This is a genomic window from Nocardioides jensenii JCM 1364 = NBRC 14755 (assembly GCF_001552535.1).
Taxonomy (GTDB): Bacteria; Actinomycetota; Actinomycetes; order Propionibacteriales; family Nocardioidaceae; genus Nocardioides; species Nocardioides jensenii.
Genome location: NZ_BCRJ01000082.1, coordinates 1 through 21,138, shown reverse-complemented (window position 1 = coordinate 21,138; position 21,138 = coordinate 1). Strand labels below are relative to the sequence as shown.

Genomic DNA, 21,138 nt, shown 5'->3' with positions numbered 1-21,138 from the left:
CAATCCCGGCTCGCCGCGCCCCCTAGGCTTGAGTAGTTCACCAAGCAACCACGAAGGAGCCCCCGTGACCGCACAGATTCCCGACACGACCAACCGTTGGCGGTGTGGTGGATGCGGCAACCTGACGCGCTTCGACGTGACCCGCACCCGCCGTACGGCCGAGTACTGGCACTTCGACCTCTCCGGTGAGCCGGTCGTGGAGAGCACCGAGGTCAAGGCCGAGACGGTCGAGTCGGTGGCGTGCCGGTGGTGTGGTCGTGATGACGCGATCGAGCTGATCGACCGCAACGACGCCGCAGTCGCCGAGGACCCGGCCAAGGACTGAGGTCATGGCGAGCGAAGCAGGGGAGCGCACCGGCGGGCAGATGCCCGAGCCGGTTCGCTCCCGTGTGCTCTCCCTCGCCGCCGACGCACTGCCGAAGGTCAGTGACCTGCCCGCCTCGCTGCGCAAGGTCGCCTCGTTCGCCCCGAATCGTCGGGCCCGTCTCGGTGGCACCCAGATCGCCGCCGCGCTCGAGACCGACGACGACTTCCGTGGTCACCTGGCCACCCAGGTCGCCGCGACCCAGCCCGACCTGGCCGAGGCGATCGGCGAGGGCGTCACGCCCGAGGCTGCCGACCCGGTCGAGGTCGCGGCGTTCCTGTGGCTGCTGCGCCCCGAGGGCTGGGAGACGACGTACGACGACGCGTGCGCCCGGGTCGGGGCGACCACGCCTGCGGTCGACACGGCGCACGTCGAGCGTCTGCAGAGCCGGCTCGACCAGGCCGAGGGCAGGGTCAAGGAGCTGAAGGCCGAGCACAAGGAGCAGGTGGCCGAGCTCAAGACCGAGAACGCGTCGCTGCGCCGCAAGCTGGGGGAGGCCCGTGCCAACGCCCGCTCGACCACCTCCGACGCGGAGAAGGCGATCGTGCTGGCCCAGGAGGTGCGCCTCAAGGCCGAGTCCGGGCTCGCCAACGCCGAGTCAGAGGCGCGTCGGCTGCGCGCCCAGGTCGAGGAGCTCCAGTCGGCGCTCTCCGCGGCCCGGCGCGACGTGCGCACCGACAAGGACGCCGCCACCATCCGGGCACGCATGCTGCTCGACACGCTGCTCGACGCCGGGCAGGGCCTGCGCCGCGAGCTCGCGCTGCCCACGGTCACCGGGGCGCCCGGTGACTCGGTCGAGGCCGAGATCGCGCTGGCCGGCACGCGTACGCCGACGAGCGCGGGCTCGCTCGGGCCCTCGAGCGCGGCCCTGCTGGAGCAGTATCTCGCGATGCCGCGGGCGCGGCTGATCATCGACGGCTACAACGTCAGCAAGACCGCGTGGCCCGACTCGACCCTCGAGGCGCAGCGGGTGCGGCTGCTCAACGGTCTCGCTCCGCTGATCGCGCGCACGGGCGTGGACACCACGGTCGTCTTCGACGCAGCCGCCCAGACCTCGCGCGGCCCGGCGAACGCGCCCCGTGGCGTGAAGGTGCTGTTCAGCCCCGAGGGCGTGATCGCCGACGACGTGATCCGTGACCTCGTCGCTGCCGAGCCCGAGGGCCGGGTCGTCGTGGTGGTCTCCTCGGACCAGGAGATCGCCAACGACGTACGCCGCGCCGGTGCCAAGCCGATGGCCTCAGTCGCGCTGGTGAGCCTGCTCGCCCGCTGAGGCAGCGGGTGCGGACCCTCCTGGGGAATCGGGAGCAACGCGGCTGATGATGGGCGCAGCAATCGCGTCGCCGTACATCCGTGCTAGCAGCCAGCCCAAGGCCATGGAGGCTGCAGCAAGGATCCAATAGCTGGGTGAGCTCCCGAGGGCAAGAGCGAACGCGTTGTGGGTCCAGACATCGTTCCCGTTGACGAAGATGCCGTTGGCGACGGCGCCAGTGGCGATGGCACCTGTCTGGAGCCCGATCATCGGCCCCACAGTTGCTCGCGCCCATGTCCCCATCCGATGAGCTGTGAAGGCGTAGGCGGGGGCGACGCTGACCAAGAACTCGAGGCTGAGCCGGTAGCCGTAGTAGGCATCTCCACCGAAGAAGCCACTGATCCAGGACTGGGCCAACGTGTAGGTGAGTCCGCCCCAAGCCAGCCACTGAGTCCAGTCCGGCAACTCCCTCCAACCACGAATGAGCGCTGGCAGGAGCAGGAGTGCCAGCGGTGTCCAGACGAAGAAGCCCCGATCAGGGGAGACCCACATGCCGGCGAAGTTGGCCAGCCGACTCGTCCACGTCGGCTCGAAACCGTCGAGGCGCTCCAGATATCCGGAGCCGTAGCCGCCCATCGGGCTCCAAGTTCCGTACATCCAACGGGTCCAGATCATGGCCAGTGCCATGAACAGACTGCTCGTGGCGGCAACCTTCATCGCGATGTCCGGCCTTCGTCTGGAAAGAGCGATCCCGACACCGAGGATGGCGGCCACCAGGCTCACGTGGAAGCGCCCGAACAGGGCCACGCCGCCAAAGGTGCCGACGAGCCACCATCGTTCCTTGGTGGCTGCCCAAGCCATTCCGCCGATTCCGAGTGTCGTCACGGTGTGGGTCCACATGCCGTCGGCTGCGGCTGACCACATTGGTGTGGCGAAGGCGAAGGCCCCGGATGCTACCGCGGCTTGTAGCCGGGTGAGTCGCGAGGAGAAAGTCAGGAAGATCAGCACCGCCGTGATGGCACTCAACAGTGCGGCTGTCCATCCGCCAGGTCCGATTCCGAAGTCGTCGGACTGGTCGAGCCAGTACGCAGGGACGGCAGCTGCCACCACGCCGGGGGAACGCGTGATGACCTGATGGCCGTTGTCTACCGTTCCGGCCCATTGATGTCCCGGCAAGGGGTTCTCGGCGTACTGGTCTGGGGCGAGTTCTTCAAACCAGGGGTTACCCGTAGTCGCGATCTGCCACGAGGCCAGATTGGCCCCGTAGACATCCGTCGAAGTGACATGCCGAGAGGCCGTGGGCAGGTAGATGCCGAGGCAGACGAAGAAGATCGCCAACGCGGGGACCAGCGGCCTGAGACGGGTGTGCACTCGGACATTCTCCGCAGCTCGCCAGCCTCTGTCCGGTGGATCGAAAAAGTCAGTGTCGGTGGTCCCTGCCAGGCTGCGTCGCAGCCGGGGACTTCCCCTCCCGGAACCGACTAGACGAGGACATCTCATGACCTTGCGGATCGACTGTGACAGCTGTGAAGTGCGCGGGCTCGCCTGCCATGACTGCGTGGTGACCGTGCTGCTCGGGCCGCCGCCCGAGCTCGCCTTCGACGACGACGAGCAGCGGGCACTCGACGTGCTCGCCGGATCCGGCCTGGTGCCGCCCCTGCGCATGGTGACCCCGGTGGCCGGTCCCACCGTGGAGTCCGCCTGAGCTCGGCATGAGTCTCGTGGGGCGGATGTGACGCATGACACGTGGTTCACCCCAGTCGTGGCCCGAAACACGCCGCAACATGCGCGCCAAGGGTTTGCCGAGGCGGGCGGTCACGTCTAATCTTGCTGATTCAGGTGCCCGTACCAGTTGGTCAACCAGGACCGGCTCGGGTGCCACGCCGAATCTGAAGCCGACGACGGGGAAGTCCGAGGCGGAGGAACCGGGGACCCACGTATCCCTGGGGTGAATCACACGCAAGGCGGAACCATCCGTGGAGCGTGTGTAGGGCTTCTTTGTGCCCGAACCCGTCAGCTCACCCGGTAGGCGCCGACAAAGAGGGAGTACGTCCGCTTGAAGCAGTACGGACGGAAGCGCATCCTGGCTGGCCTGACCAGCACGATCGCGATCATCGGAATCAGCACTCTTCCCGCAGCGCCGAGCAACGCAGAGCCGGACATCGACGACGTCAAGGCTCGCGTCGACACGCTCTACCACCAGGCCGAGCAGGCCTCGGAGCGCTACAACGACGCCAAGCTCAAGCTCGACGACCTCGAGGCCGACCTCTCTGCCCTCAAGGCGGACGAGAAGAAGCAGCAGGCCAAGGTCGACTCGATGACCAGTGCCGTCAGTGACGCCGTGGCCGCGCAGTACGAAGGCCAGGACATCTCGACGACCGGTCAGCTGGTCCTCTCCAACAGCCCCGACGAGTTCCTCGACGACCTGAACACGCTCTCGGCGTACAACGACGTCCAGGCCGACACCGTGGGTGACTACACCCGCGAGTCCGACGCCCTCGAGATCCGCCGCGAGGCGACCGAGGAGCGCGCCGACGAGCTGGCCGACACCAAGGCCGACCTCGAGTCCAACAAGGACGAGGCCGACGACAAGCTCGCCGAGGCCAAGAAGCTGCTCGACAAGCTCGAGGCCGAGGAGCGCGCCCGCTTCGAGGAAGAGGCCAGTCGCGGCTCCACGACCCGCCTGCCGTCGAACGTCCCCGTCTCGGGGCGTGCGGCCGCCGCGGTCAACTACGCCCTCGGCCAGGTCGGTGACGCCTACGTCTACGGCGCAGCCGGCCCGAGCGCGTTCGACTGCTCCGGTCTCACCATGATGGCCTGGGCCCAGGCCGGCGTCGGCCTGCCCCACTCGTCCAGCGCCCAGATGGGCTCCGGCACCAGTGTCTCCTCCAGTGACCTGAAGCCCGGCGACCTGGTCTTCTACTACAGCCCGGTCAGCCACGTCGGCATGTACATCGGCGGCGGCCAGATCGTGCACGCGGCCAACCCCGGTTCGGGTGTCACCATCGCCGGCGTCTTCTCGATGCCCTTCTCCGGCGCCGTGCGCCCGGGCTGATCGGCGCGATCCTGAACGACAGCTCTGCACGAAAGGCCGGTCGCCCACTCTGGTGGGCGGCCGGCCTTTCGCTTGTCCTCATCGCCTGCGCGGTGGTGGCCTGGCTGCGGCTCGACGGCGAGGACGTCACGCCGCGGAAGCTGGAGTCGCCGTCGGTGCGCGAGGACCTGGCCATGGCGGCACTGGCCGACCTGGAATCAGCGGTCTCGGCTCGTGACAGCAACGAGCTGGACACCGGGGCCGGTGACGTGGCCAAGGACGCCGTGGACAACGCGGAGGAGCTCCGTGTCGCCGACTTCAGCGTCCGCTACGTCGACGAGGACTCGGCGCTCACCTCGACGCTGCCCGAAGGGCAGTGGGCAGCGGCGGTCGACACCACGTGGAGCTTCGCGGGGTTCGATGCCCGGGAGGCCCGTGCCGAGGTCACCTTCGTCTTCGCCAAGGACGGCGACCGAGCCGAGCTGGTCTCGGTCGGAGGGGGGGACCGGCGTACGCCGCTGTGGCTCTCGACTCCGTTGGAGGTCAGCCGCACCCCCGACGCCCTGGTGATGGTCGCCGACGACCAGCCACTGGCGGCGTACGCGCGACGCGCGAAGGTGGCCGTGGCAGCGGTGCGCGACATGATCCCGCGCTGGAGGCAGAAGCTGGTCATGGAGGTCCCCGAGTCCGGGGACGCGCTCGACGAGCTGCTCGCCGCGAAGCCGGGGGAGTACGCCAACATCGCCGCGGTCACCACGACCGTGGACGGCACGCTGTCGACCGTGGCGCCGGTGCACGTCTTCGTGAACCCGGATGTCTTCTCCGGCCTCAAGCGCAACGGGGCGCAGGTGGTGACCACCCACGAGCTGGTGCACGTCGCGACTGGCGCGGCGACGGCGTCGGGAACTCCGTTGTGGTTGCTCGAGGGATTCGCCGACTACGTGGCGCTGCGCAAGGTCACGCTGCCGCTGTCGGTGACGGCCGGGCAGATTTTGGCGCAGGTGCGCCGCGACGGCGCGCCACGGTACCTGCCGGCCGGCAACGAGTTCGACACGCAGACGACCCACCTGGGCGCCTCCTACGAGGCCGCATGGCTGGCCTGTCGCCTGTTGGCGCAGACTGGGTCCGAGCAAGATCTGCTCCGGCTCTATCGCCAGGTCTCGGACGGTGACGAGTTGGGGACTGCCCTGCAACGTATCTACGGCTTCGGTGAGAAGGAACTGGTGGCACGGTGGCGGACGGAGCTGGAGCGGCTCGCACGGTGAGCCCGAAGTACGACCTCTCGGGCCGGGTGATCAGCCGGACGACCCGGCGCCAGCTGTGGACGCTGGTCGGAGGTGGCGCGGTGCTGTTCGTGCTGGTGGCCTGGCTGGTCGTGCCGTGGCAGCCGGTGCCGGGCGGGATGCCGGAGCCGGCGTCGGCCTCCGACGTCTTCACCCGTGCGCAGATCGAGCGGGGCGAGGACTACGCCCACTGGTCGCGGATCCTGAGCTGGATCTCGCTCGGCGTCTCACTGCTGGTCTCGTGCCTCCTCGGCTTCACCCGTCTCGGCACCCGACTGCTCGGACGCCGGACCTGGCCGTGGCCGGTCACCGTCGTGGGACTCACGGGCGCGGTGCTGCTGATCGGGGAGCTGGTCACCCTGCCGTTCAGCCTCGCGCTGCGGGCGCGGCGAGTCGACTACGGGCTGACCAACCAAGGGCTCGGCGCGTGGCTCGTGGACGAGGCCAAGGGTCTTGGTCTGGGCATCGTTTTCACCTCGATCGCACTGCTCATCCTCTTCGGATGTGTCCGCCGGTGGCGGACCTGGTGGCCGGTGATCGTCTCCGGAGTCTTCGTGGTGCTCGTGATGGTCGGCTCGTTCCTCTATCCGGTGGTGGTCGAGCCGGTGTTCAACGACTTCGAGTCGATGCCCGACAGTGCCCTGCGGCAACAGATCCTCACGCTCGCGGACGAGGAGGGTGTGGCCGTGGACGACGTGCTGGTCGCGGACGCGTCGCGGCGTACGACCACGCTGAACGCCTACGTCTCCGGCTTCGGTGGCACACGACGGGTGGTGGTCTACGACAACCTGGTCGAGGACCAGCCCGAGGCGCAGGTGCTCTCGGTCGTGGCGCACGAGCTGGCGCACGCCAAGCACGACGACGTGCTGACCGGCACCGGGCTCGGCGCCTTGGGGACGGTGCTCGGCATCGGTCTGCTCGGGCTGATCATGAGTCGGCCGGGAGTGCGTCGGCGAGCCGGCGTCGACGGCCTGGCGGACCCGCGGGCCGTGGCGGTGGTGCTGGCGCTGATGGCGCTGGCCACGGTGGCGACCAGCCCGGTGCAGAACACGATCAGCCGGAAGATCGAGATGCGGGCCGACGTGGATGCCCTGGCGGTGACGCCGGCGTCGGCGATGGTGGACCTGCAGAAGGAGCTGTGCCTGAAGTCGGTGTGTGACCCGACCGGGCCGGCGTGGTCACAGTTCTGGTTCGGGAGTCATCCGACGGTGTTGGAGCGAGTGGCGGTGGCGGAGCAGTCGGACCGGGACTAGAAGTCAGGAATGGATTCGAAGAGCCCCACGACGCCATCCCGGAAGATCAATAATGCCGCGAAGATGACTATCGCAATCAGGCTCACGAGTAGCGCGTATTCAAGCGAGCTTGCGCCGACGTCTTGTGGGGCGTCACGCTCGTGATTGGCCAATGCCCGTCCTCTCGTTGCAAATGCAGAAGGACGGCCGCAGTCGCCTGCGGCCGTCCTCGCGGATCTGATGACTCAGATCTTGCTTCCGATCTCGGTGAACGTGTCCTTCAAGTTCGTTCCGACTGTGGCGACGACGCCGATGATCACGGCGGCAATCAGCGCGACGAGCAGGCCGTACTCGACGGCGGTCGCGCCCTTCTCGTCGTCACGCTCGGCGGTCATGAATGCCATGAACTTGCAGTAGATCTCGATCATTGTGCTTTCCTCCCAGAAAGATGTTGCGAACCCACATGTTCGGTGTGTGCGCTCGAACCATGCGGTTCGGACAATCAGAATCCTGCCCGGTAACTTCGTGTCGAGGAATCGGGACATCGGCCGCTTCGGCATAGCCCGAACGGGCTATCCGCCCCGTGCCCGCCGGGGCCCGATCGCCTACGGGTTCACGGAGGACAGCAGACCGAGGCGCATCGCGGTGACCAGGGCCTGGGCACGGTTGGTCGCACCGAGCTTCTGGTAGATCTTGGCGATGTGGGTCTTCGCCGTCGACTCGCTCATGTAGAGCTTGCCGGCCAGGGCACCTGTGCCGAGCCCCTCCGCGAGCAGTGCCAGCACCTCCTGCTCGCGCTCGGAGAGCCTCGGACGGTCGTCGGTGGCCCGGCGCATCATCGCGCCCGCCAGGCCCGAGCAGAGGAAGGTGCGTGGCGAGATCGCCGAGTGCCGGGCCGCGCTGACCACCTCGCGCGACGGCGCGTCCTTGCCGACGAACGCCGACGCGCCGGCCTCCATGGCCGCGAAGATCTGGTCGTCGCCCGAGTGCATGGTCAGGATCACCAGGCCGACGGTCTGGTTGTGCTGCCGGATCGCCCGCACGATGTCGAGACCGGTGCCGTCGGGCAGCTGCACGTCGGTGACCACCACGTCGGGACGCAACGCGTTGTAGGCCGCCATCGCCTGGGCCACGCTGCCGGCCTGGCCGATCACCGTCATCGACGGATCGCGCTCGAAGGCACGGGCCAGACCGGTGCGGATCAGCTCGTGGTCGTCGATCAGCAAGACCGAGGTCGCGGTCGGAGTCTGCTCGGAAGTCATGCCCTCACTGTGCCGCATTCGGCGCCGTGACGGCAGGGGATCGGCGAGTCGCGTCGAGCTCGACCCGCAGCTCGACGCCGCCGTTGCCCTCGACGTTGTGGAGATCGAGCACGGCGCCGATGCGACGCGCCCGCTCCCGCATGATGCGCAGGCCGTGGGAGTCGTCACGGCCCCCCTGGAGTCCGCGGCCGTCGTCACTGACCGTGACCAGGGCGTACGGCGCCTGCACCCGGCAGGTGACCAGAATGCGCGACGCCCGGGCATGCTTGACCGCGTTGTTCATGCCCTCCTGGGCGATGCGCAGCAGCTCGGCCTCGATGCCCGGGCGCAGCCGGGAGCCGGTCTCGTCGAGCTCGACCTCGACCGGGATGCCGGCCCGGCTCTGGATGTGACCGGCCAGGGCACGGATGCTCTCGCCGAGGCTCTGACCGTGGACGGCCTCGTTGCGGAGACTGAAGATGGAGCGGCGGAGCTCGGTCACCACCTTGGAGAGCTCGCCGCGGAGCTCGTCGATCTGCTCGACCTGCTCGGCGTCCGTCGCGGTGTCGGAGATGCCGTCGATCAGGTAGCCCAGGGCGGCCAGGTCCTGGGCGACGCCGTCGTGCAGGTCACGCGCCAACCGGTGCCGCTCCTCGGCGGTGGCCTCGTCGCGGATCGTGGTGAACAGCAGCGCCGTGTCGAGCTGCACCGCCTCGGTGCCGAACTTGCGGGTCAGGTCGCGCAGGGTGGCCTCGAGGTCGCCGCCCGCAGGCGACAGGACCGGATTGACGGCCCCGGCCACCACCGCGACCACCCCGACGTCGGTCGAGAGCGGGAAGGCGACCTCGTCACCGTGCCGGACGGGCCGGCCGGCGGCGAAGACCGCCTCGACGAGCTCGTCCCGGCCCTCCACGCCATCGCTGACCACGTCGCCCTCGAGCAGCGGCGTCACGCCGTAGACGGAGCCGGTGTAGACCACGGCACCGGTCAGCGGGACCTCTTCGCGGGTCAGGTCGAGGATGTTCTGGCTGATGCTCACCGGGTCGAGGCCGTCGACCAGGTCGCCGGAGAGCTCGATCAGCTGGTTGATCAGGCCACGGGCGTCGCGGTAGGAAGTCGTGGTGTCGGGCGTCTCGGCGCGCAGGTTGTGCACGATCGCGGCACTGGCCCCGAAGCCCAGGCCGACCATCAGCCAGGTGAACAGCACCCAGATCAGGTCGGTGCTGAACGACAGCTCCGCCACCGACGCCAGGCATGCGGCCAGGACGACGATCTGGGCGCCCAGCACCTCGAGCATGCCGCGGCTGCCGCGGACCAGCCCGGCGATGAAGAGCGGGATCACCATGGCCGGCACGAGCACGTCGGAGTCGGCCAGGGTCAGCGCGGCCAGGAAGCTGACCAGGCTGGACTCGATCACGAGAGCCGGCAGCACCGGCACCCGGTGCATGCCTTCCAGGAAGATCGCTGCCATCCAGACCGCGGCCAGCAGGATCACGTTGAGGATCGGGCCGTAGTCGCCGGTGAACGCCACTGGCGCGGCCAGCACGATCAGCGCGAAGACACGGGCGCCGGCGGTGATCGAGGCATAGCGTGCCCGCTCGTCGACCTCGGTCATGTCATCGTCCTCGTCGGGCCCCGCATCGGGTCAGCGCTCATGAGGTGAAGCCCATCGTCGTTGATCAGGTCTTGGAGAACGATTCGATCATGCCCAGGATGCCGGGGCCCATCACCACGATCATCAGGCACGGCAGGATGAACAGGATCACCGGGATCATGATCTTCACCGGCACCTCGGCCGCCTTCTCCTCGGCCCGCTGACGCCGACGCACCCGCATCTCGGCGGACTGCACGCGCAGCACCTGGGCGATCGGGATGCCGACCGCGTCGGCCTGCACCATCGCGCCGACGAACGACTTGAGGTCCTGCACCTTGGTCCGCTCGCCGAGCGCCCGCAGCGCCTCGCTGCGGCTCCGGCCGATCTGCATCTCCTGCAGCACCCGGGTCAGCTCCCCGGCCAGGGGTCCGTCAGTGTTGCGGGCCACCTGCTGCAGCGCGGCGTCGAAGCCGAGGCCGGCCTCGACCGAGATGGTGAGCAGGTCGAGCGCGTCCGGCAGCTCCTTGAGGATCGACTCCTCACGCTTCTGGGCGGTGTTGAACAGATAGATGTTGGGCGCGAAGAAGCCCAGCACGGCCAGGGCGACCAGGACCAGGATCGCGATGGGAATCGACAGCCCGAGCATCAGCACGAAGTAGGTCGCGACGACCAGGCCGATGACCGTGCCGACGATCTTGCCGGAGGAGACCCGGTCGACCGTCCAGCCCGTCGGGTTGCCGGCACGCTCGAGCTGCTGGCGAATCCGCTCGGCCTGGTCGGCCCCGGTGATCCGGCGGCCCAGACCCTGGGCACGGTCGAGCAGCGGCTCGAGCACCCGCACGGTGAACGACTGCTCGCTCTCCTTGACCAGCTCGTCGGGGTGGGCGGTCAGGGACTCGATCATCTCGAGCGACCGGTCGACCCCGCTGCGTTCGGCGCTGAGGCCGCCGACCGCGGAGAAGACGATGAAGAGGGCGAGAAAGATCAGGAGCACGCCGAGGAAGAGGACCATGGCTCAGACCTCGACCTTCACCAGACGGGCGATCACGAACGCGCCGAAGCTGAGCAGCCCGACGGCACCGGCCAGCATCAGCAGACCCATCGGCTCGGTCCACAGCTTGCTGACGTATTCGCGACGCGTCAGCAGCATGTAGAAGAACATGCCGACCGGCAGGAGCCCGAGGATCCACCCGGAGAGACGACCCTCGGCCGACAGGGTCTGCACCTGACGGCGCAGGTAGTCACGCTCACGCAGGGTGGCTGCCACCGTCTGCAGCAGCTCGGTCAGGTTGCCGCCCACCTGGCGCTGGATCCGGATCGCCATCACCGTCCAGCCGAAGTCCTTGCTCTCGGTGCGGGTGGCGATGTCGTCGAGGGCGTCGACCAGGGGGTAGCCCAGGCGGCTCTGCACGAGCGCCTGGCGGAACTCGCCAGCCACCGGCTCGCGTCCCTCCTTGACGACGGTGTCGAGGGACTGGGCCAGCGACATGCCGGCGGACAACGAACCCGAGACCAGGGTGAGGGTGTCGGCGAGCTGGGAGTTGAACGCGTTGATGCGCTTCTTGCGCAACCGGCCCAGCCAGAGCCAGGGGAGCAGGGCACCGAGCGCCAGGAACAGCAGGATGAAGATGATGTCGCCCTTGCCGAGCAGGGCCCCGACCAGGCCCGCGGCGATCGCGATGCCACCGTGGATCAGGATCCACTCGGCCGGCTTCAGGGAGCTGCCGCCGGCGACCAGTCGCTGGTTGATGCGGGCCTCGAGGCCCTGGTTGCGGTTCAGCACGGACGCAGCAGCCGACTTGGCGTTGTCGAGGGTCAGCACCGGCTCGCCACCACGCGTCGCAGCCGCGGACGCGGTGGCGTCGCCGGTGTATGCCGCGATCCGCTCGGCCGGCGTGGACTGGCGCTTGGGTGAGCCGGCCGACCACATCAGCGAGCCCACCAGCACGAGGAGACCCAGGCCGATGGCGGCGACTCCGGCGTACATGACCGAGCGGCTGACCGAGACGCCCGAGTCGTCCGAGCTGCCGTCCAACGTCGGGGCGGGGGCCGAGGCGTCGCGGATCACCACGTGGGCCGTGGCGCTCAGCTCGCCGGAGGTCACCGCGACCGTGCCCTCGGTGGCGCTGACGCCTTCGGGGATCTGCGCGGTCAGCAGCACCTGGCGCGAGAGCGAGGCGGCCTCGTCGTCGAACGCGGCGGTCAGGGAGGCGGCGTCGGCCTCGATGACACTGCCGTTGCCGGCGTCGGCCAGCTTCTTCAGCGGTGCGAGGGCGGGCCCGGACTGGTCGAGGGCGACCACGTCGACGGCCACGCCCGACTCGCCGATCGCGTCGGTCACCGCCGCCTCGGTGGTCGTGCTGGTGTCGCGGCCGTCGGAGAGCACCAGGATGTTGCGCTGGCCCTCGGTGCCGGCCAGCTCGGCGGCCGCGATCACCGCGTCGTTGAGCCGGGTGTCGCGGGCCAGCTCGAGCCCCTCGACCACGTCGGCGGCACTGGCCCGGTCCAGTGTCGGGGCCAGGGCGGTCTCGACGTCCGCGTCGAAGGTGATGACGCCGACGTACACGTCGTCGGGCGCACTCTCGAGGAACGCCGCGGCGGCCGCCTTGGCCGCGTCGAAGCGCCCGCGCTGGGCCATGCTGTTGCTGGTGTCGATCGCCAGGATCGTCGTACGCCGGATCGGCTCGGTGCTCTCACCCGCGGACTCGGCCGTGGCCGGCGCGGACGTGCCGTCGATGGTGACCTCGAGGGATTCCAGGGGGACCTTGGCGCCCTCGGGCACCGAGAGCAGCACCTGGATGTCGCCGCCCGCGGGTTGCACGTGGGTGATGGTGAAGTCGTCGGCGGCCACCGCGGCGGGGGACGGCCCCAGCACCAGGGCCGTCGAGCCCGCGACGGCCAGGCCCAGCGCCGCGAGGCGCCGCAGGGGAGTGCGCATCATCGCCCGCCCACGGCGAAGATCGCCGGGTCGACCGAGACGTTCGCGTAGGACATCTTCTCCAGGAACGTGGGGCGCAGCCCGGTCGAGCGCAACTGGCCGCGGCTGGCGCCGTGCTCGTCGAAGCCGGCGGTGTGGTCGTAGGTGAAGATGTCCTGGAGGGTGATCACGTCACCCTCCATCCGCTCCACCTCGGTGATGTGGGTGATGTGGCGGGTGCCGTCCTTGAACCGTGTCTGGTGCACGATCACGTCGACCGCCGAGGCGACCTGCTCACGGATCGCCCGGATCGGCAGGTCCATGCCGGCCATCAGCACCATCGTCTCGACCCGGGCGATCGTGTCGCGCGGGCCGTTGGAGTGCACCGAGCAGATCGACCCGTCGTGACCGGTGTTCATCGCCTGCAGCATGTCGAGCGCGGAGGCGTCGCGCACCTCACCGACGATGATGCGGTCGGGGCGCATGCGCAGTGAGTTGCGCACCAGGTCGCGGATGTCGACCGCACCCTTGCCCTCGATGTTGGCCGGGCGGGACTCGAGGCGGACGACGTGGTCCTGGTGCAGTTGCAGCTCGGCGGCGTCCTCGATGGTGACGATGCGCTCGTCGGCGGGGATGAAGGACGACAGCACGTTGAGGGTCGTGGTCTTCCCGGCGCCGGTGGAGCCGGAGACGATGATGTTGAGCCGGCCGCGCACGCACGCGGAGAGGAAGTCGCAGGCCTGCTGGCTCAGGGTGCCGAACGAGATCAGGTCCTTGGCAGTCAGCGGGTCCGCGGAGAACTTGCGGATGGTCAGCGCGGAGCCGTCGATCGCCAGCGGCGGGATCACCGCGTTGACGCGGGAGCCGTCGGGCAGGCGGGCATCGACCATCGGGCTCGACTCGTCGACGCGACGGCCGATGCGGGAGACGATCTTGTCGATGGTGCGGCGCAGGTGGGCCTCGTCGACGAACTTGGCCTCGGAGATGGAGATGCGGCCGTGCTTCTCCAGGAAGATCGACTCCGGGCCGTTGATCATGATCTCGGTGACCTCGGGGTCACGCAGCAGCGGCTCGATCGGCCCGTAGCCGAGGATGTCGTCGGTGATCTCGAGCGTCACCCGGGCCCGGTCGGCCCCGCTGATCGGCTTGTCCTGGGAGCCGAGCACCTCCTTGAGCACCTGACGCACCCGTGTCTCGAGCTCCGCCTGGTCCATGTTGGCGTCGTACAGCTGCGGGCCGAGCTCCTTGAGCAGCTCCGCGTGCACGTTGCCCTTGAGCTCTTCGAGTCGGTCCTGATGGCTGTTGATGGCATGCGCGCGACGGCGTACGACGGACGCGTCCACCTCGCCCGACGCGATGCGCTTGCCGGCGCGGGGCGCGGGCAGCTCGCTCTGTGGCGCCTCGGCAACGGGCGGGGCGCTGTGCTGCCCCGTGGTGACCAGGGACGGCCCGGAGGCCGCCTCGACGGTCGCGGCGGTCTCGGCCTGCGGTGCGACCTGCGGTGCGGACTCCCGCGCGCCAGCCTTCGCGCGCGCCAGACGATCTCCCAGACTGCTCATCACGTCACCTCTTGTTCCGTCGCCACAGACCGCGGCGCTCGGCGTCGTTGCCCTCGCCCGCGCCGACGGGCTCGCCGGTCAGGGTGGCGGCCAGCTGGACGAAGGCCCTGCTCGCCGGGTGGTTGGGGTTGCTGACCACGATCGGCTTGCCGGCGTTTGTGGACGCAGCGATGTCGAGCGAGGAGGGAATCATCGTGGCGATCGGCATGCCGAGGATCTGCTCGACCTTGTCGGGCTCCAGGCCCACGGCGTCGTCGGCCCGGTTGAGCACCAGGTGGCGGCTGCCCTGCGCGATGTCGAGCAGGTCGAGCGTCTCCAGGGCGACCTTGACGTTCTTCAGGGTCGGCACGTCGAGGGTCGCCACGATCACGCACTCGTCGGTCTCGTCGAGCGCCTGCAGGGTCTGTTCGTCGAAGCTGGGGCAGGTGTCGACCACGACGTAGTCGAACTGCTCCTTGAGCGTGCGCATCATCCGGGCGACCAGCGTGGCGGTGATCCGGTCGCGGGCGTCGGGCAGGTTCGGTGCGGCGAGCACCATCAGCGACTGTTCGTGGCGGGTCAGCAGCGACTCGACCATGGTGAAGTCGATGGCGTCCTCGCCGCCGATGGCCTCCTCGATGGTGTGCGTGGGGAACAGCTGCATCGTGATCGCCACGTCACCGAAGGCCAGGTCGAGGTCCATCAGGCACACCTTGCGCGCACCCTTGTCGGCCAGGGCCAGGGCCAGGTTGACCGCGGTCGTGGTCTTGCCGACGCCGCCCTTGGGGGAGAAGACGGTGATCACCTGCCCGTGCCGGCCACCTGCCGCGGCGACGTCGCCGCTGTGCAACGCCGACCACAGCTGCTGGGCCCGGTCGATCGAGCCTCGCAGCTGCGCCTGGTCGTCGGTGCGTACGACGTCCCGGCAGCCGGCGTGCATCGCCTTGTACATCACGTCGGTGTCGATGGTGTCGCGCACCAGCACGACCGTCGTCGAGGGGCGGGTGTAGCGCATGCTCTCGGCGACGTCGAGCGCCGCGTCGAGGGAGAGGCCGGGGCCGAGCACGACGGCGTACTCGGTGGGGTGGTGGGCCAGCCAGGCGTGCAGCGGCCCGGTGCCGTCGACGGAGTGGGAGCCGGTGGGCATCACGGCGCTCAGCTGCGCCACGACAGCTGGATCGGGATCGACGATGATCGGCATCAGTGCCTCACTGGAGGAGCGTGTTTGCGGTGACGGCGGGGGCCTTGGCCACCTTCGTCTTGTCGGTCAGCAGACCGAAGGCGAGCTCACCGTTGGCGGCCGCGAAGATCACCCTCTGGGCATCCTTCTGCGGCAGCGCCAGGGTCATCAGCGTCGCCGGCAGCTGCTCGGTGGTCTGGGCGCCGTCGTCGGACGTCTTGGTCGAGGTGATCGTCGACGTGGTGCCGACCCCGAGCACCTGAACGCGGGGGAGCAGCATGCGGGTGAAGGCGGGCTGTGGCATCTCGCTCGAGGTGAGGAACACCGAGACCTCCGATCCGGGGGAGACGAAGCCGGCCACGCGGGCCGGGTCGGTGAGGTTCACCGAGATCGCCATCATGCCGTCGGGGATGGCCAAGCTGGTGTTCTCGACCGTGCCACCCCAGCGACCCGAGACGATCTGCTCGCCGGTGAGGATGCGGGAGGTGGCCTTGAGGCCGGTCAGCCCGGTCAGGTCACTCTGTGCGCCCTCGAGGACCTGGTCCTTGGGCACGTCCTGCGGCTCCATCTTGCCGGCGGCCGCCGCGTCCTCGAAGGTCTCGCCGGGCTCGATCGTCTGCACCGCCTTGAGCACCTGGACGGACTCGATGTCCTCCTTGGCGCGGTTGTCGGCGCCCTGCGCGTAGAGGAACACCAGGAGCGTCCCGAACGCCGCGATGACGGCGGCGAGGACGAGCAGGATCTTGCGACGGTCCATGGATCCCTCTTCATGCGTGATGGACGTTCACCAAAATGGGCGCACGATCCGACCCCATCACGCGGTCGCGTGCTCCCCGGGCAGTTCAGTGCAGACCAAACGTGCCTCATCAGCGCGTCGAATTGTCACCTCTTGGGGCCAGATGACCCAGAAGGACTACGTGAGATCACCCGATCGGACAGCATCACTGTCCGATTCGGAGTGCGTCGGTCGTCGGCCGGTGTCGCTCAGTGACCGTAGAGCTCCGCGACGTCGGCGCGGTGCTCACGCATCACCACGTTGCGCTTGAGCTTGAGCGACGGCGTCAGCTGGCCGTCCTCCTCGGTCCAGTCGATCGGCAGGATCGTGAACTTGCGGATCGACTCGGCCTTCGAGACCGCCTTGTTGGCGTCGTCGACGGCGGCCTGGACGGCGGCCCGCAGGTCGGGGTCGTCGACCAGGTCGGCGATGGAGCCGCTCTTGCCGTGCTCCTGGGCCCAGTGCGGGAACGACTCCGGGTCGATGGTGACCAGGGCGCCGATGAACGGCTCGCCGTCACCGACCACGATGCACTGGCTGACCAGGGCGTGGGCACGGATGCGGTCCTCGAGCACGGCCGGGGCCACGTTCTTGCCGCCGGCGGTCACCAGGATCTCCTTCTTGCGACCGGTGATCCGCACGAAGCCCTCGTCGTCGAGCTCGCCGACGTCACCGGTGTGGAACCAGCCATCGGTCAGTGCCTCAGCGGTGGCCGCCTCGTTGTCCCAGTAGCCGGCGAAGACCTGGCCGCCCTTGAAGAGCAGCTCGCCGTCGTCGGCGATGCGGGCCGTCGTGCCGCCGAGCGGGCGCCCCACGGTGCCGACCTTCTGGGCGTCGGGAAGGTTGACGGTCAGCGCGGCCGTGGTCTCGGTCAGGCCGTAGCCCTCGAGGATGACCAGGCCGATGCCGCGGTAGAAGTGACCCAGTCGCTCACCGAGCGGCGCCCCGCCGGAGACGGCGTACTGGCACTCGCCACCCAGCGCGGCTCGCAGCTTGCCGTAGACGAGCTTGTCGAAGAGCGCGTGCTGGGCGCGGATGCGCAGCGGCACCCGGCCGGAGTCCTGCGCCCGGCTCCACGCGATGGCGGTGTCGGCGGCACGCTGGAAGATCTTGCCCCTGCCGTCGGCAGCGGCCTTCTGGGAGGCGGTGTTGAAGACCTTCTCGAAGACCCGGGGCACGGCCAGGATGAACGTCGGCTGGAACACACCGAGGTCCTCGACCAGGTTCTTGATGTCGGCCGAGTGGCCCAGGCGCACGCGGGCCTTGATGCAGCCGACCTGGATGATGCGGGCGAAGACGTGGGCCAGGGGCAGGAAGAGCAGGGTCGAGCCCTTCTCGTCCTTGAAGAGGCGGTCGAGCTCGTGGACCGCGGAGCCGAGCTCGAACATGAAGTTGCCGTGGGTGAGCATGCAGCCCTTGGGGCGACCGGTCGTGCCCGAGGTGTAGATCAGGGTGGCCAGGTCGAGCGGCGTGGTCGCCGTACGGCGCTTCTCGAGGGTGGCGTCGTCGATGTCGGCGCCGAGGCTGGTGAGGACGTCGACCGCGTTGTCCTCGAAGGTCCACACGTGGTTGAGCGCGGGCAGGTTCTTGCGCAGGCCGGTGACCTTGGCGAGGTGGTCGGCACCCTCGGCAACCACGGCCTTGGCGCCGGAGTTCTCCAGGATCCAGCCGATCTGGTCGGTCGAGGAGGTCTCGTAGATCGGCACGGTGGCCGCGCCGGCGAACCAGATGGCGTAGTCGAGGAGGGTCCACTCGTAGCGGGTCTTGGAGAGCAGGGCGACCCGGTCGCCAGCCTCGATGCCGGCGGCGATCAGGCCCTTGGCGACCGACGCGACCTGGTCGTGGAACTCGGCGGCGGTGACGTCGGTCCATCCGTCCTCGGTGCGGCGGCTGAACACGACCGTGTCGGCGTGGTCGCGCGCGTTGACGACCACGTCGTCGGTCACGTTGCCAGTCGCGGGAATCTCCACGGTCAACGGCGTGGCGAACTCTCGCATGCCGGCCTCCTTCAAGAACTACGAAAACGGACTGGTCGCACGTTACCGGCCACCGGCGTACCGCGGGTATCCGGTACGCTCGCTGCACTCATCACCGAACAGATCCCAGGGGACCCTCGATGGCCGAACAGACCACCTCCTCGATCGTCATTGACGCTCCGGCGGCTGACGTCATGGCGGTGATCGCGGACTTCCCTGCCTACCCCACCTGGGCCAAGGGCGTGAAGACCGCCGACGTGCTGGGCACCTTCGACGACGGTCGAGCCACCCAGGTGTTCTTCGAGCTCGACGTCTCCCCGATCAAGGACGAGTACACCCTCGCCTACGTGTGGGACGGCGACCGTGAGGTCACCTGGACCCTGGCCGAGGGCAAGATGCTGCGCGCCCTCGACGGTGCCTACACGCTGCGCCCGGCGAACGGCGGCACCGAGGTGACCTACCGGCTGGCCCTCGACGTGTCGATCCCGTTGATCGGCATGCTCAAGCGCAAGGGCGAGAAGATCCTCATCGACACCGCGCTGAAGGGGCTCAAGAAGCGCGTCGAGTCCCTCTGAGGCCCGTGCGCATCCTTCTGTTCACCGGCAAGGGCGGGGTCGGCAAGTCCACCGTCGCCGCCGGTACGTCCGCGCTCGCTGCGGCTCGTGGCCAGCGCACCCTCGTGCTCTCGACCGACGCCGCCCACTCGTTGGCCGACGCGTTCGGCACACCCGTGGGCGCCGAGCCGACCAAGGTGGCCGAGAACCTCTTCGTGCAGCAGGTCGACGCCCAGCGTCGCTTCGAGCAGTCGTGGGCCGACATCCAGGGCTACCTGCTCTCGGTGCTCGACGTGGTCGGCGTGGACCCGGTCGCGGCCGAGGAGCTCACCGTCATCCCCGGTGCCGAAGAGGTGCTGGCGCTGCTGGAGCTGCGGCTGCACGCGCTCTCAGGTGAGTGGGACGTGATCGTCGTCGACTGCGCCCCGACCGCCGAGACCCTCCGTCTGCTGGCCCTGCCGGAGGCCCTGGGCTGGTACATGCAGCGGGTCTTCCCGTTCGAGCGTCGCGTGGTCAAGGCACTCAAGCCGGTGCTGACCCGGGCGGCCGGCGTACCGATGCCCGGGGACTCGGTCTTCGACGCCGTCGAGCGCCTGCACGCCGAGCTCGACGAGGTGCGCGCCCTGTTGTCGGGCCCCGAGTCCAGCGTCCGACTGGTGATGACGCCCGAGACCGTCGTACTGGCCGAGGCACGGCGCTCGTTCACCACGCTCTCGCTGTTCGGCTACCGGGTCGACGGTGTGGTCGCCAACCGCATCTTTCCCGACGCCGAGGGCGACGCCTGGCGGGCCGGCTGGGTCGCGGCGCAGGCCGCGGTGCTCACCGAGGTCGAGGAGTCCTTCCCCGGGTTGCCGTTGTGGAAGTCGGTCTACCGCACCGGGGAGCCGGTCGGCGTCGAGGCCCTGCGTGACTTGGCCGACGAGGTGTACGCCGGCTCCGACCCGCTGGCCCCGCCCGTGGGCGAGGGACCGATGAAGGTGACGCGTACGACGAACGGGGCGGTGCTGGAACTGGCCCTGCCCAACGTGGAGAAGGGCGATGTCGATCTCGCCAGGCACGGCGACGAGCTCGTCGTGACCGTGGGGTCGTATCGTCGTCTTCTCTCGCTGCCCGCCGGGCTGGCCCGGCACCAGGTCAAGGGCGCCCGGGTCAGCGAGGGAGCCCTGCACGTGCGATTCGAGGAGAAGACACCGTGAGCGACGGCGACGACACCCGCCCCGGTGACTCGGGCTCCCATGAGCCGGTCGGCTCGGTGGGCGACGAGGCGGCCAAGCTGCTGGGCGCGCTCTCCGGTTGGGCGCGGTCCCAGGGCAGCGACCTGGGCCACGGGCTGGGCGACCTGGCCGCGGGCGCGGCCCACGCCGCCCACGACGTCAACGAGCACATCGCCACCGGTGCCGCCGAGTGCGCCTACTGCCCGATCTGCCGGGCGATGCACGTCGTCCGCGAGCTCAGCCCGGAAGTGAAGAACCACCTCGCTTCCGCGAGCGCCTCGTTGATGCAGGCCGCGGCCGCCCTGATGGCGAGCCAGGTGCCCGACGACGGCAAGAAGCGTGAGGACGGGGTCGAACACATCGACCTCGACGAGGACTGGCCGGAGGACTGATCGGATGAGCCTGACCATCGGTGTCGACGTCGGCGGAACCAAGATCGCCGGAGGGCTGGTCGACGACTCGGGCACGCTGCTCGCCCAGACGAAGGTCGAGTCGCCGGCGGAGGACCCGCCCGCGATCGTCGCGTCGATCGGCGCCATGGTGACCGAGCTGCGCGGCGACCACGAGATCGAGGGCATCGGCATCTCCGCAGCCGGCTTCATCGACGCGGCGCGGGCGACGGTGCTGTTCGCACCCAACCTGGCCTGGCGCGACGAGGACCTCAAGGCACGCCTCGAACAGTCGACCGGGTTGTCGGTGGTGGTCGAGAACGACGGCAACGCCGCGGCGTGGGGGGAGTTCACCCACGGCGCTGCCGAGGACGCCGACGACCTGCTCATGGTCGCGGTGGGCACCGGAGTCGGCGGCGGCATCGTTGTCGACGGAGCGCTCTATCGCGGTGGATTCGGCATCGCCGGCGAGATCGGGCACATCCGCATCGAACGCCTCGGTCGGCGCTGCGGCTGCGGTCAGCACGGCTGCCTCGAGCAGTACGGCTCCGGCACCGCGCTCGTCGAGCAGGCCCGCCGCGCAGCGACCGCCGACCCC

At 69.2% G+C, this 21,138-nt stretch carries 20 protein-coding genes and 1 riboswitch; of the genes, 10 read left to right on the top strand and 10 right to left on the bottom strand.

Annotated elements, in window-relative coordinates:
- The first annotated feature begins 64 nt into the window (after positions 1 to 64).
- Both NJ4_RS17935 and NJ4_RS17930 read left to right on the top strand, forming a co-directional pair.
- Positions 65 to 325, top strand: a complete 261-nt coding sequence (locus tag NJ4_RS17935) for a hypothetical protein (protein ID WP_067438153.1) — start codon at positions 65 to 67, stop codon at positions 323 to 325.
- A 4-nt stretch (positions 326 to 329) separates the two neighbouring features.
- On the top strand, positions 330 to 1,634 hold the full coding sequence (locus NJ4_RS17930) for an NYN domain-containing protein (RefSeq protein WP_067438150.1): 1,305 nt from the start codon (positions 330 to 332) through the stop codon (positions 1,632 to 1,634).
- Here NJ4_RS17930 and NJ4_RS17925 read toward each other — a convergent pair.
- On the bottom strand, positions 1,602 to 2,984 hold the full coding sequence (locus tag NJ4_RS17925; RefSeq protein WP_067438147.1) for a hypothetical protein: 1,383 nt from the start codon (positions 2,982 to 2,984) through the stop codon (positions 1,602 to 1,604). The two genes, NJ4_RS17930 and NJ4_RS17925, sit on opposite strands and share 33 nt — an antisense overlap.
- A 127-nt stretch (positions 2,985 to 3,111) precedes the next feature.
- Between NJ4_RS17925 and NJ4_RS17920 the strand changes: the two genes are divergently transcribed.
- From NJ4_RS17920 to NJ4_RS17905, 4 genes are all read left to right on the top strand, one after another.
- Positions 3,112 to 3,318 carry a hypothetical protein gene (locus NJ4_RS17920; RefSeq protein WP_067438144.1) on the top strand — a complete coding sequence of 69 codons (207 nt, stop codon included), beginning with the start codon at positions 3,112 to 3,114 and terminating at the stop codon, positions 3,316 to 3,318.
- 166 nt (positions 3,319 to 3,484) lie between these two features.
- A riboswitch (cyclic di-AMP (ydaO/yuaA leader) is annotated at positions 3,485 to 3,661 on the top strand.
- A gap of 8 nt (positions 3,662 to 3,669) precedes the next feature.
- Complete coding sequence (locus NJ4_RS17915) at positions 3,670 to 4,668, top strand: C40 family peptidase (RefSeq protein WP_082748841.1); 999 nt, start codon at positions 3,670 to 3,672, stop codon at positions 4,666 to 4,668.
- A gap of 95 nt (positions 4,669 to 4,763) precedes the next feature.
- The gene (locus tag NJ4_RS17910) at positions 4,764 to 5,912 is read left to right on the top strand and encodes a gluzincin family metallopeptidase (RefSeq protein WP_157551206.1); all 1,149 of its coding nucleotides are present in this window, start codon (positions 4,764 to 4,766) and stop codon (positions 5,910 to 5,912) included.
- Positions 5,879 to 7,183 carry a M48 family metallopeptidase gene (locus NJ4_RS17905; protein ID WP_245644611.1) on the top strand — a complete coding sequence of 435 codons (1,305 nt, stop codon included), beginning with the start codon at positions 5,879 to 5,881 and terminating at the stop codon, positions 7,181 to 7,183. The genes NJ4_RS17910 and NJ4_RS17905 overlap by 34 nt, the downstream gene beginning before the upstream one ends.
- Positions 7,184 to 7,407: 224 nt before the next feature.
- Here the strand turns inward: NJ4_RS17905 and NJ4_RS17900 are convergent, their stop codons facing one another.
- From NJ4_RS17900 to NJ4_RS17860, 9 genes are all read right to left on the bottom strand, one after another.
- Positions 7,408 to 7,590 (bottom strand): Flp family type IVb pilin, encoded by a 183-nt coding sequence (locus NJ4_RS17900; RefSeq protein WP_067438138.1) that lies wholly within the window; start codon positions 7,588 to 7,590, stop codon positions 7,408 to 7,410.
- Positions 7,591 to 7,767: 177 nt separating this feature from the next.
- A complete protein-coding gene (locus NJ4_RS17895; RefSeq protein WP_067438195.1) occupies positions 7,768 to 8,424 on the bottom strand; it encodes a response regulator transcription factor in 657 nt (218 codons plus the stop codon).
- Positions 8,425 to 8,428: 4 nt separating this feature from the next.
- Positions 8,429 to 10,018: a sensor histidine kinase gene (locus tag NJ4_RS17890; protein ID WP_067438136.1), complete on the bottom strand. Its 1,590-nt coding sequence runs from the start codon at positions 10,016 to 10,018 to the stop codon at positions 8,429 to 8,431.
- A 64-nt stretch (positions 10,019 to 10,082) separates the two neighbouring features.
- Complete coding sequence (locus tag NJ4_RS17885; RefSeq protein WP_067438134.1) at positions 10,083 to 11,009, bottom strand: type II secretion system F family protein; 927 nt, start codon at positions 11,007 to 11,009, stop codon at positions 10,083 to 10,085.
- A gap of 3 nt (positions 11,010 to 11,012) precedes the next feature.
- Positions 11,013 to 12,935 carry a type II secretion system F family protein gene (locus NJ4_RS17880; RefSeq protein ID WP_067438132.1) on the bottom strand — a complete coding sequence of 641 codons (1,923 nt, stop codon included), beginning with the start codon at positions 12,933 to 12,935 and terminating at the stop codon, positions 11,013 to 11,015.
- A complete protein-coding gene (locus NJ4_RS17875) occupies positions 12,935 to 14,473 on the bottom strand; it encodes a CpaF family protein (protein WP_067438192.1) in 1,539 nt (512 codons plus the stop codon). Before NJ4_RS17875 ends, NJ4_RS17880 begins: the two co-directional genes overlap by 1 nt.
- A 4-nt stretch (positions 14,474 to 14,477) precedes the next feature.
- Positions 14,478 to 15,653 carry an AAA family ATPase gene (locus NJ4_RS17870; RefSeq protein WP_067438130.1) on the bottom strand — a complete coding sequence of 392 codons (1,176 nt, stop codon included), beginning with the start codon at positions 15,651 to 15,653 and terminating at the stop codon, positions 14,478 to 14,480.
- A 7-nt stretch (positions 15,654 to 15,660) separates the two neighbouring features.
- Positions 15,661 to 16,389 carry a Flp pilus assembly protein CpaB gene (gene cpaB / locus NJ4_RS17865; RefSeq protein ID WP_067438128.1) on the bottom strand — a complete coding sequence of 243 codons (729 nt, stop codon included), beginning with the start codon at positions 16,387 to 16,389 and terminating at the stop codon, positions 15,661 to 15,663.
- A 227-nt stretch (positions 16,390 to 16,616) separates the two neighbouring features.
- On the bottom strand, positions 16,617 to 18,404 hold the full coding sequence (locus tag NJ4_RS17860) for an AMP-dependent synthetase/ligase (RefSeq protein ID WP_067438126.1): 1,788 nt from the start codon (positions 18,402 to 18,404) through the stop codon (positions 16,617 to 16,619).
- Positions 18,405 to 18,523: 119 nt separating this feature from the next.
- On the opposite strand from NJ4_RS17860, the gene NJ4_RS17855 reads away from it, so the two are divergent.
- The 4 genes from NJ4_RS17855 to NJ4_RS17840 form a co-directional block, all read left to right on the top strand.
- Complete coding sequence (locus NJ4_RS17855) at positions 18,524 to 18,958, top strand: SRPBCC family protein (protein ID WP_067438123.1); 435 nt, start codon at positions 18,524 to 18,526, stop codon at positions 18,956 to 18,958.
- 5 nt (positions 18,959 to 18,963) lie between these two features.
- Positions 18,964 to 20,133, top strand: coding sequence for an ArsA family ATPase (locus tag NJ4_RS17850; protein WP_067438121.1), 1,170 nt, complete (start codon positions 18,964 to 18,966; stop codon positions 20,131 to 20,133).
- Positions 20,130 to 20,543, top strand: a complete 414-nt coding sequence (locus tag NJ4_RS17845; RefSeq protein ID WP_067438119.1) for a hypothetical protein — start codon at positions 20,130 to 20,132, stop codon at positions 20,541 to 20,543. Before NJ4_RS17850 ends, NJ4_RS17845 begins: the two co-directional genes overlap by 4 nt.
- 4 nt (positions 20,544 to 20,547) lie before the next feature.
- Positions 20,548 to 21,138: ROK family protein (locus NJ4_RS17840; RefSeq protein WP_157551205.1), on the top strand; the 591-nt coding region annotated here is incomplete at its 3' end.

Excerpts from the sequence above, each read along its gene's own strand:
- NJ4_RS17890 (WP_067438136.1), bottom strand. The coding sequence starts at position 10,018 with ATGACCGAGGTCGACGAGCGGGCACGCTATGCCTCGATCACCGCCGGC.
- NJ4_RS17885 (WP_067438134.1), bottom strand. The coding sequence starts at position 11,009 with ATGGTCCTCTTCCTCGGCGTGCTCCTGATCTTTCTCGCCCTCTTCATC.
- NJ4_RS17920 (WP_067438144.1), top strand. The coding sequence starts at position 3,112 with ATGACCTTGCGGATCGACTGTGACAGCTGTGAAGTGCGCGGGCTCGCC.
- NJ4_RS17875 (WP_067438192.1), bottom strand. The coding sequence starts at position 14,473 with ATGAGCAGTCTGGGAGATCGTCTGGCGCGCGCGAAGGCTGGCGCGCGG.
- NJ4_RS17895 (WP_067438195.1), bottom strand. The coding sequence starts at position 8,424 with ATGACTTCCGAGCAGACTCCGACCGCGACCTCGGTCTTGCTGATCGAC.
- cpaB (WP_067438128.1), bottom strand. The coding sequence starts at position 16,389 with ATGGACCGTCGCAAGATCCTGCTCGTCCTCGCCGCCGTCATCGCGGCG.
- NJ4_RS17930 (WP_067438150.1), top strand. The coding sequence starts at position 330 with ATGGCGAGCGAAGCAGGGGAGCGCACCGGCGGGCAGATGCCCGAGCCG.
- NJ4_RS17900 (WP_067438138.1), bottom strand. The coding sequence starts at position 7,590 with ATGATCGAGATCTACTGCAAGTTCATGGCATTCATGACCGCCGAGCGT.
- NJ4_RS17855 (WP_067438123.1), top strand. The coding sequence starts at position 18,524 with ATGGCCGAACAGACCACCTCCTCGATCGTCATTGACGCTCCGGCGGCT.
- NJ4_RS17860 (WP_067438126.1), bottom strand. The coding sequence starts at position 18,404 with ATGCGAGAGTTCGCCACGCCGTTGACCGTGGAGATTCCCGCGACTGGC.
- NJ4_RS17880 (WP_067438132.1), bottom strand. The coding sequence starts at position 12,935 with ATGCGCACTCCCCTGCGGCGCCTCGCGGCGCTGGGCCTGGCCGTCGCG.
- NJ4_RS17870 (WP_067438130.1), bottom strand. The coding sequence starts at position 15,653 with ATGCCGATCATCGTCGATCCCGATCCAGCTGTCGTGGCGCAGCTGAGC.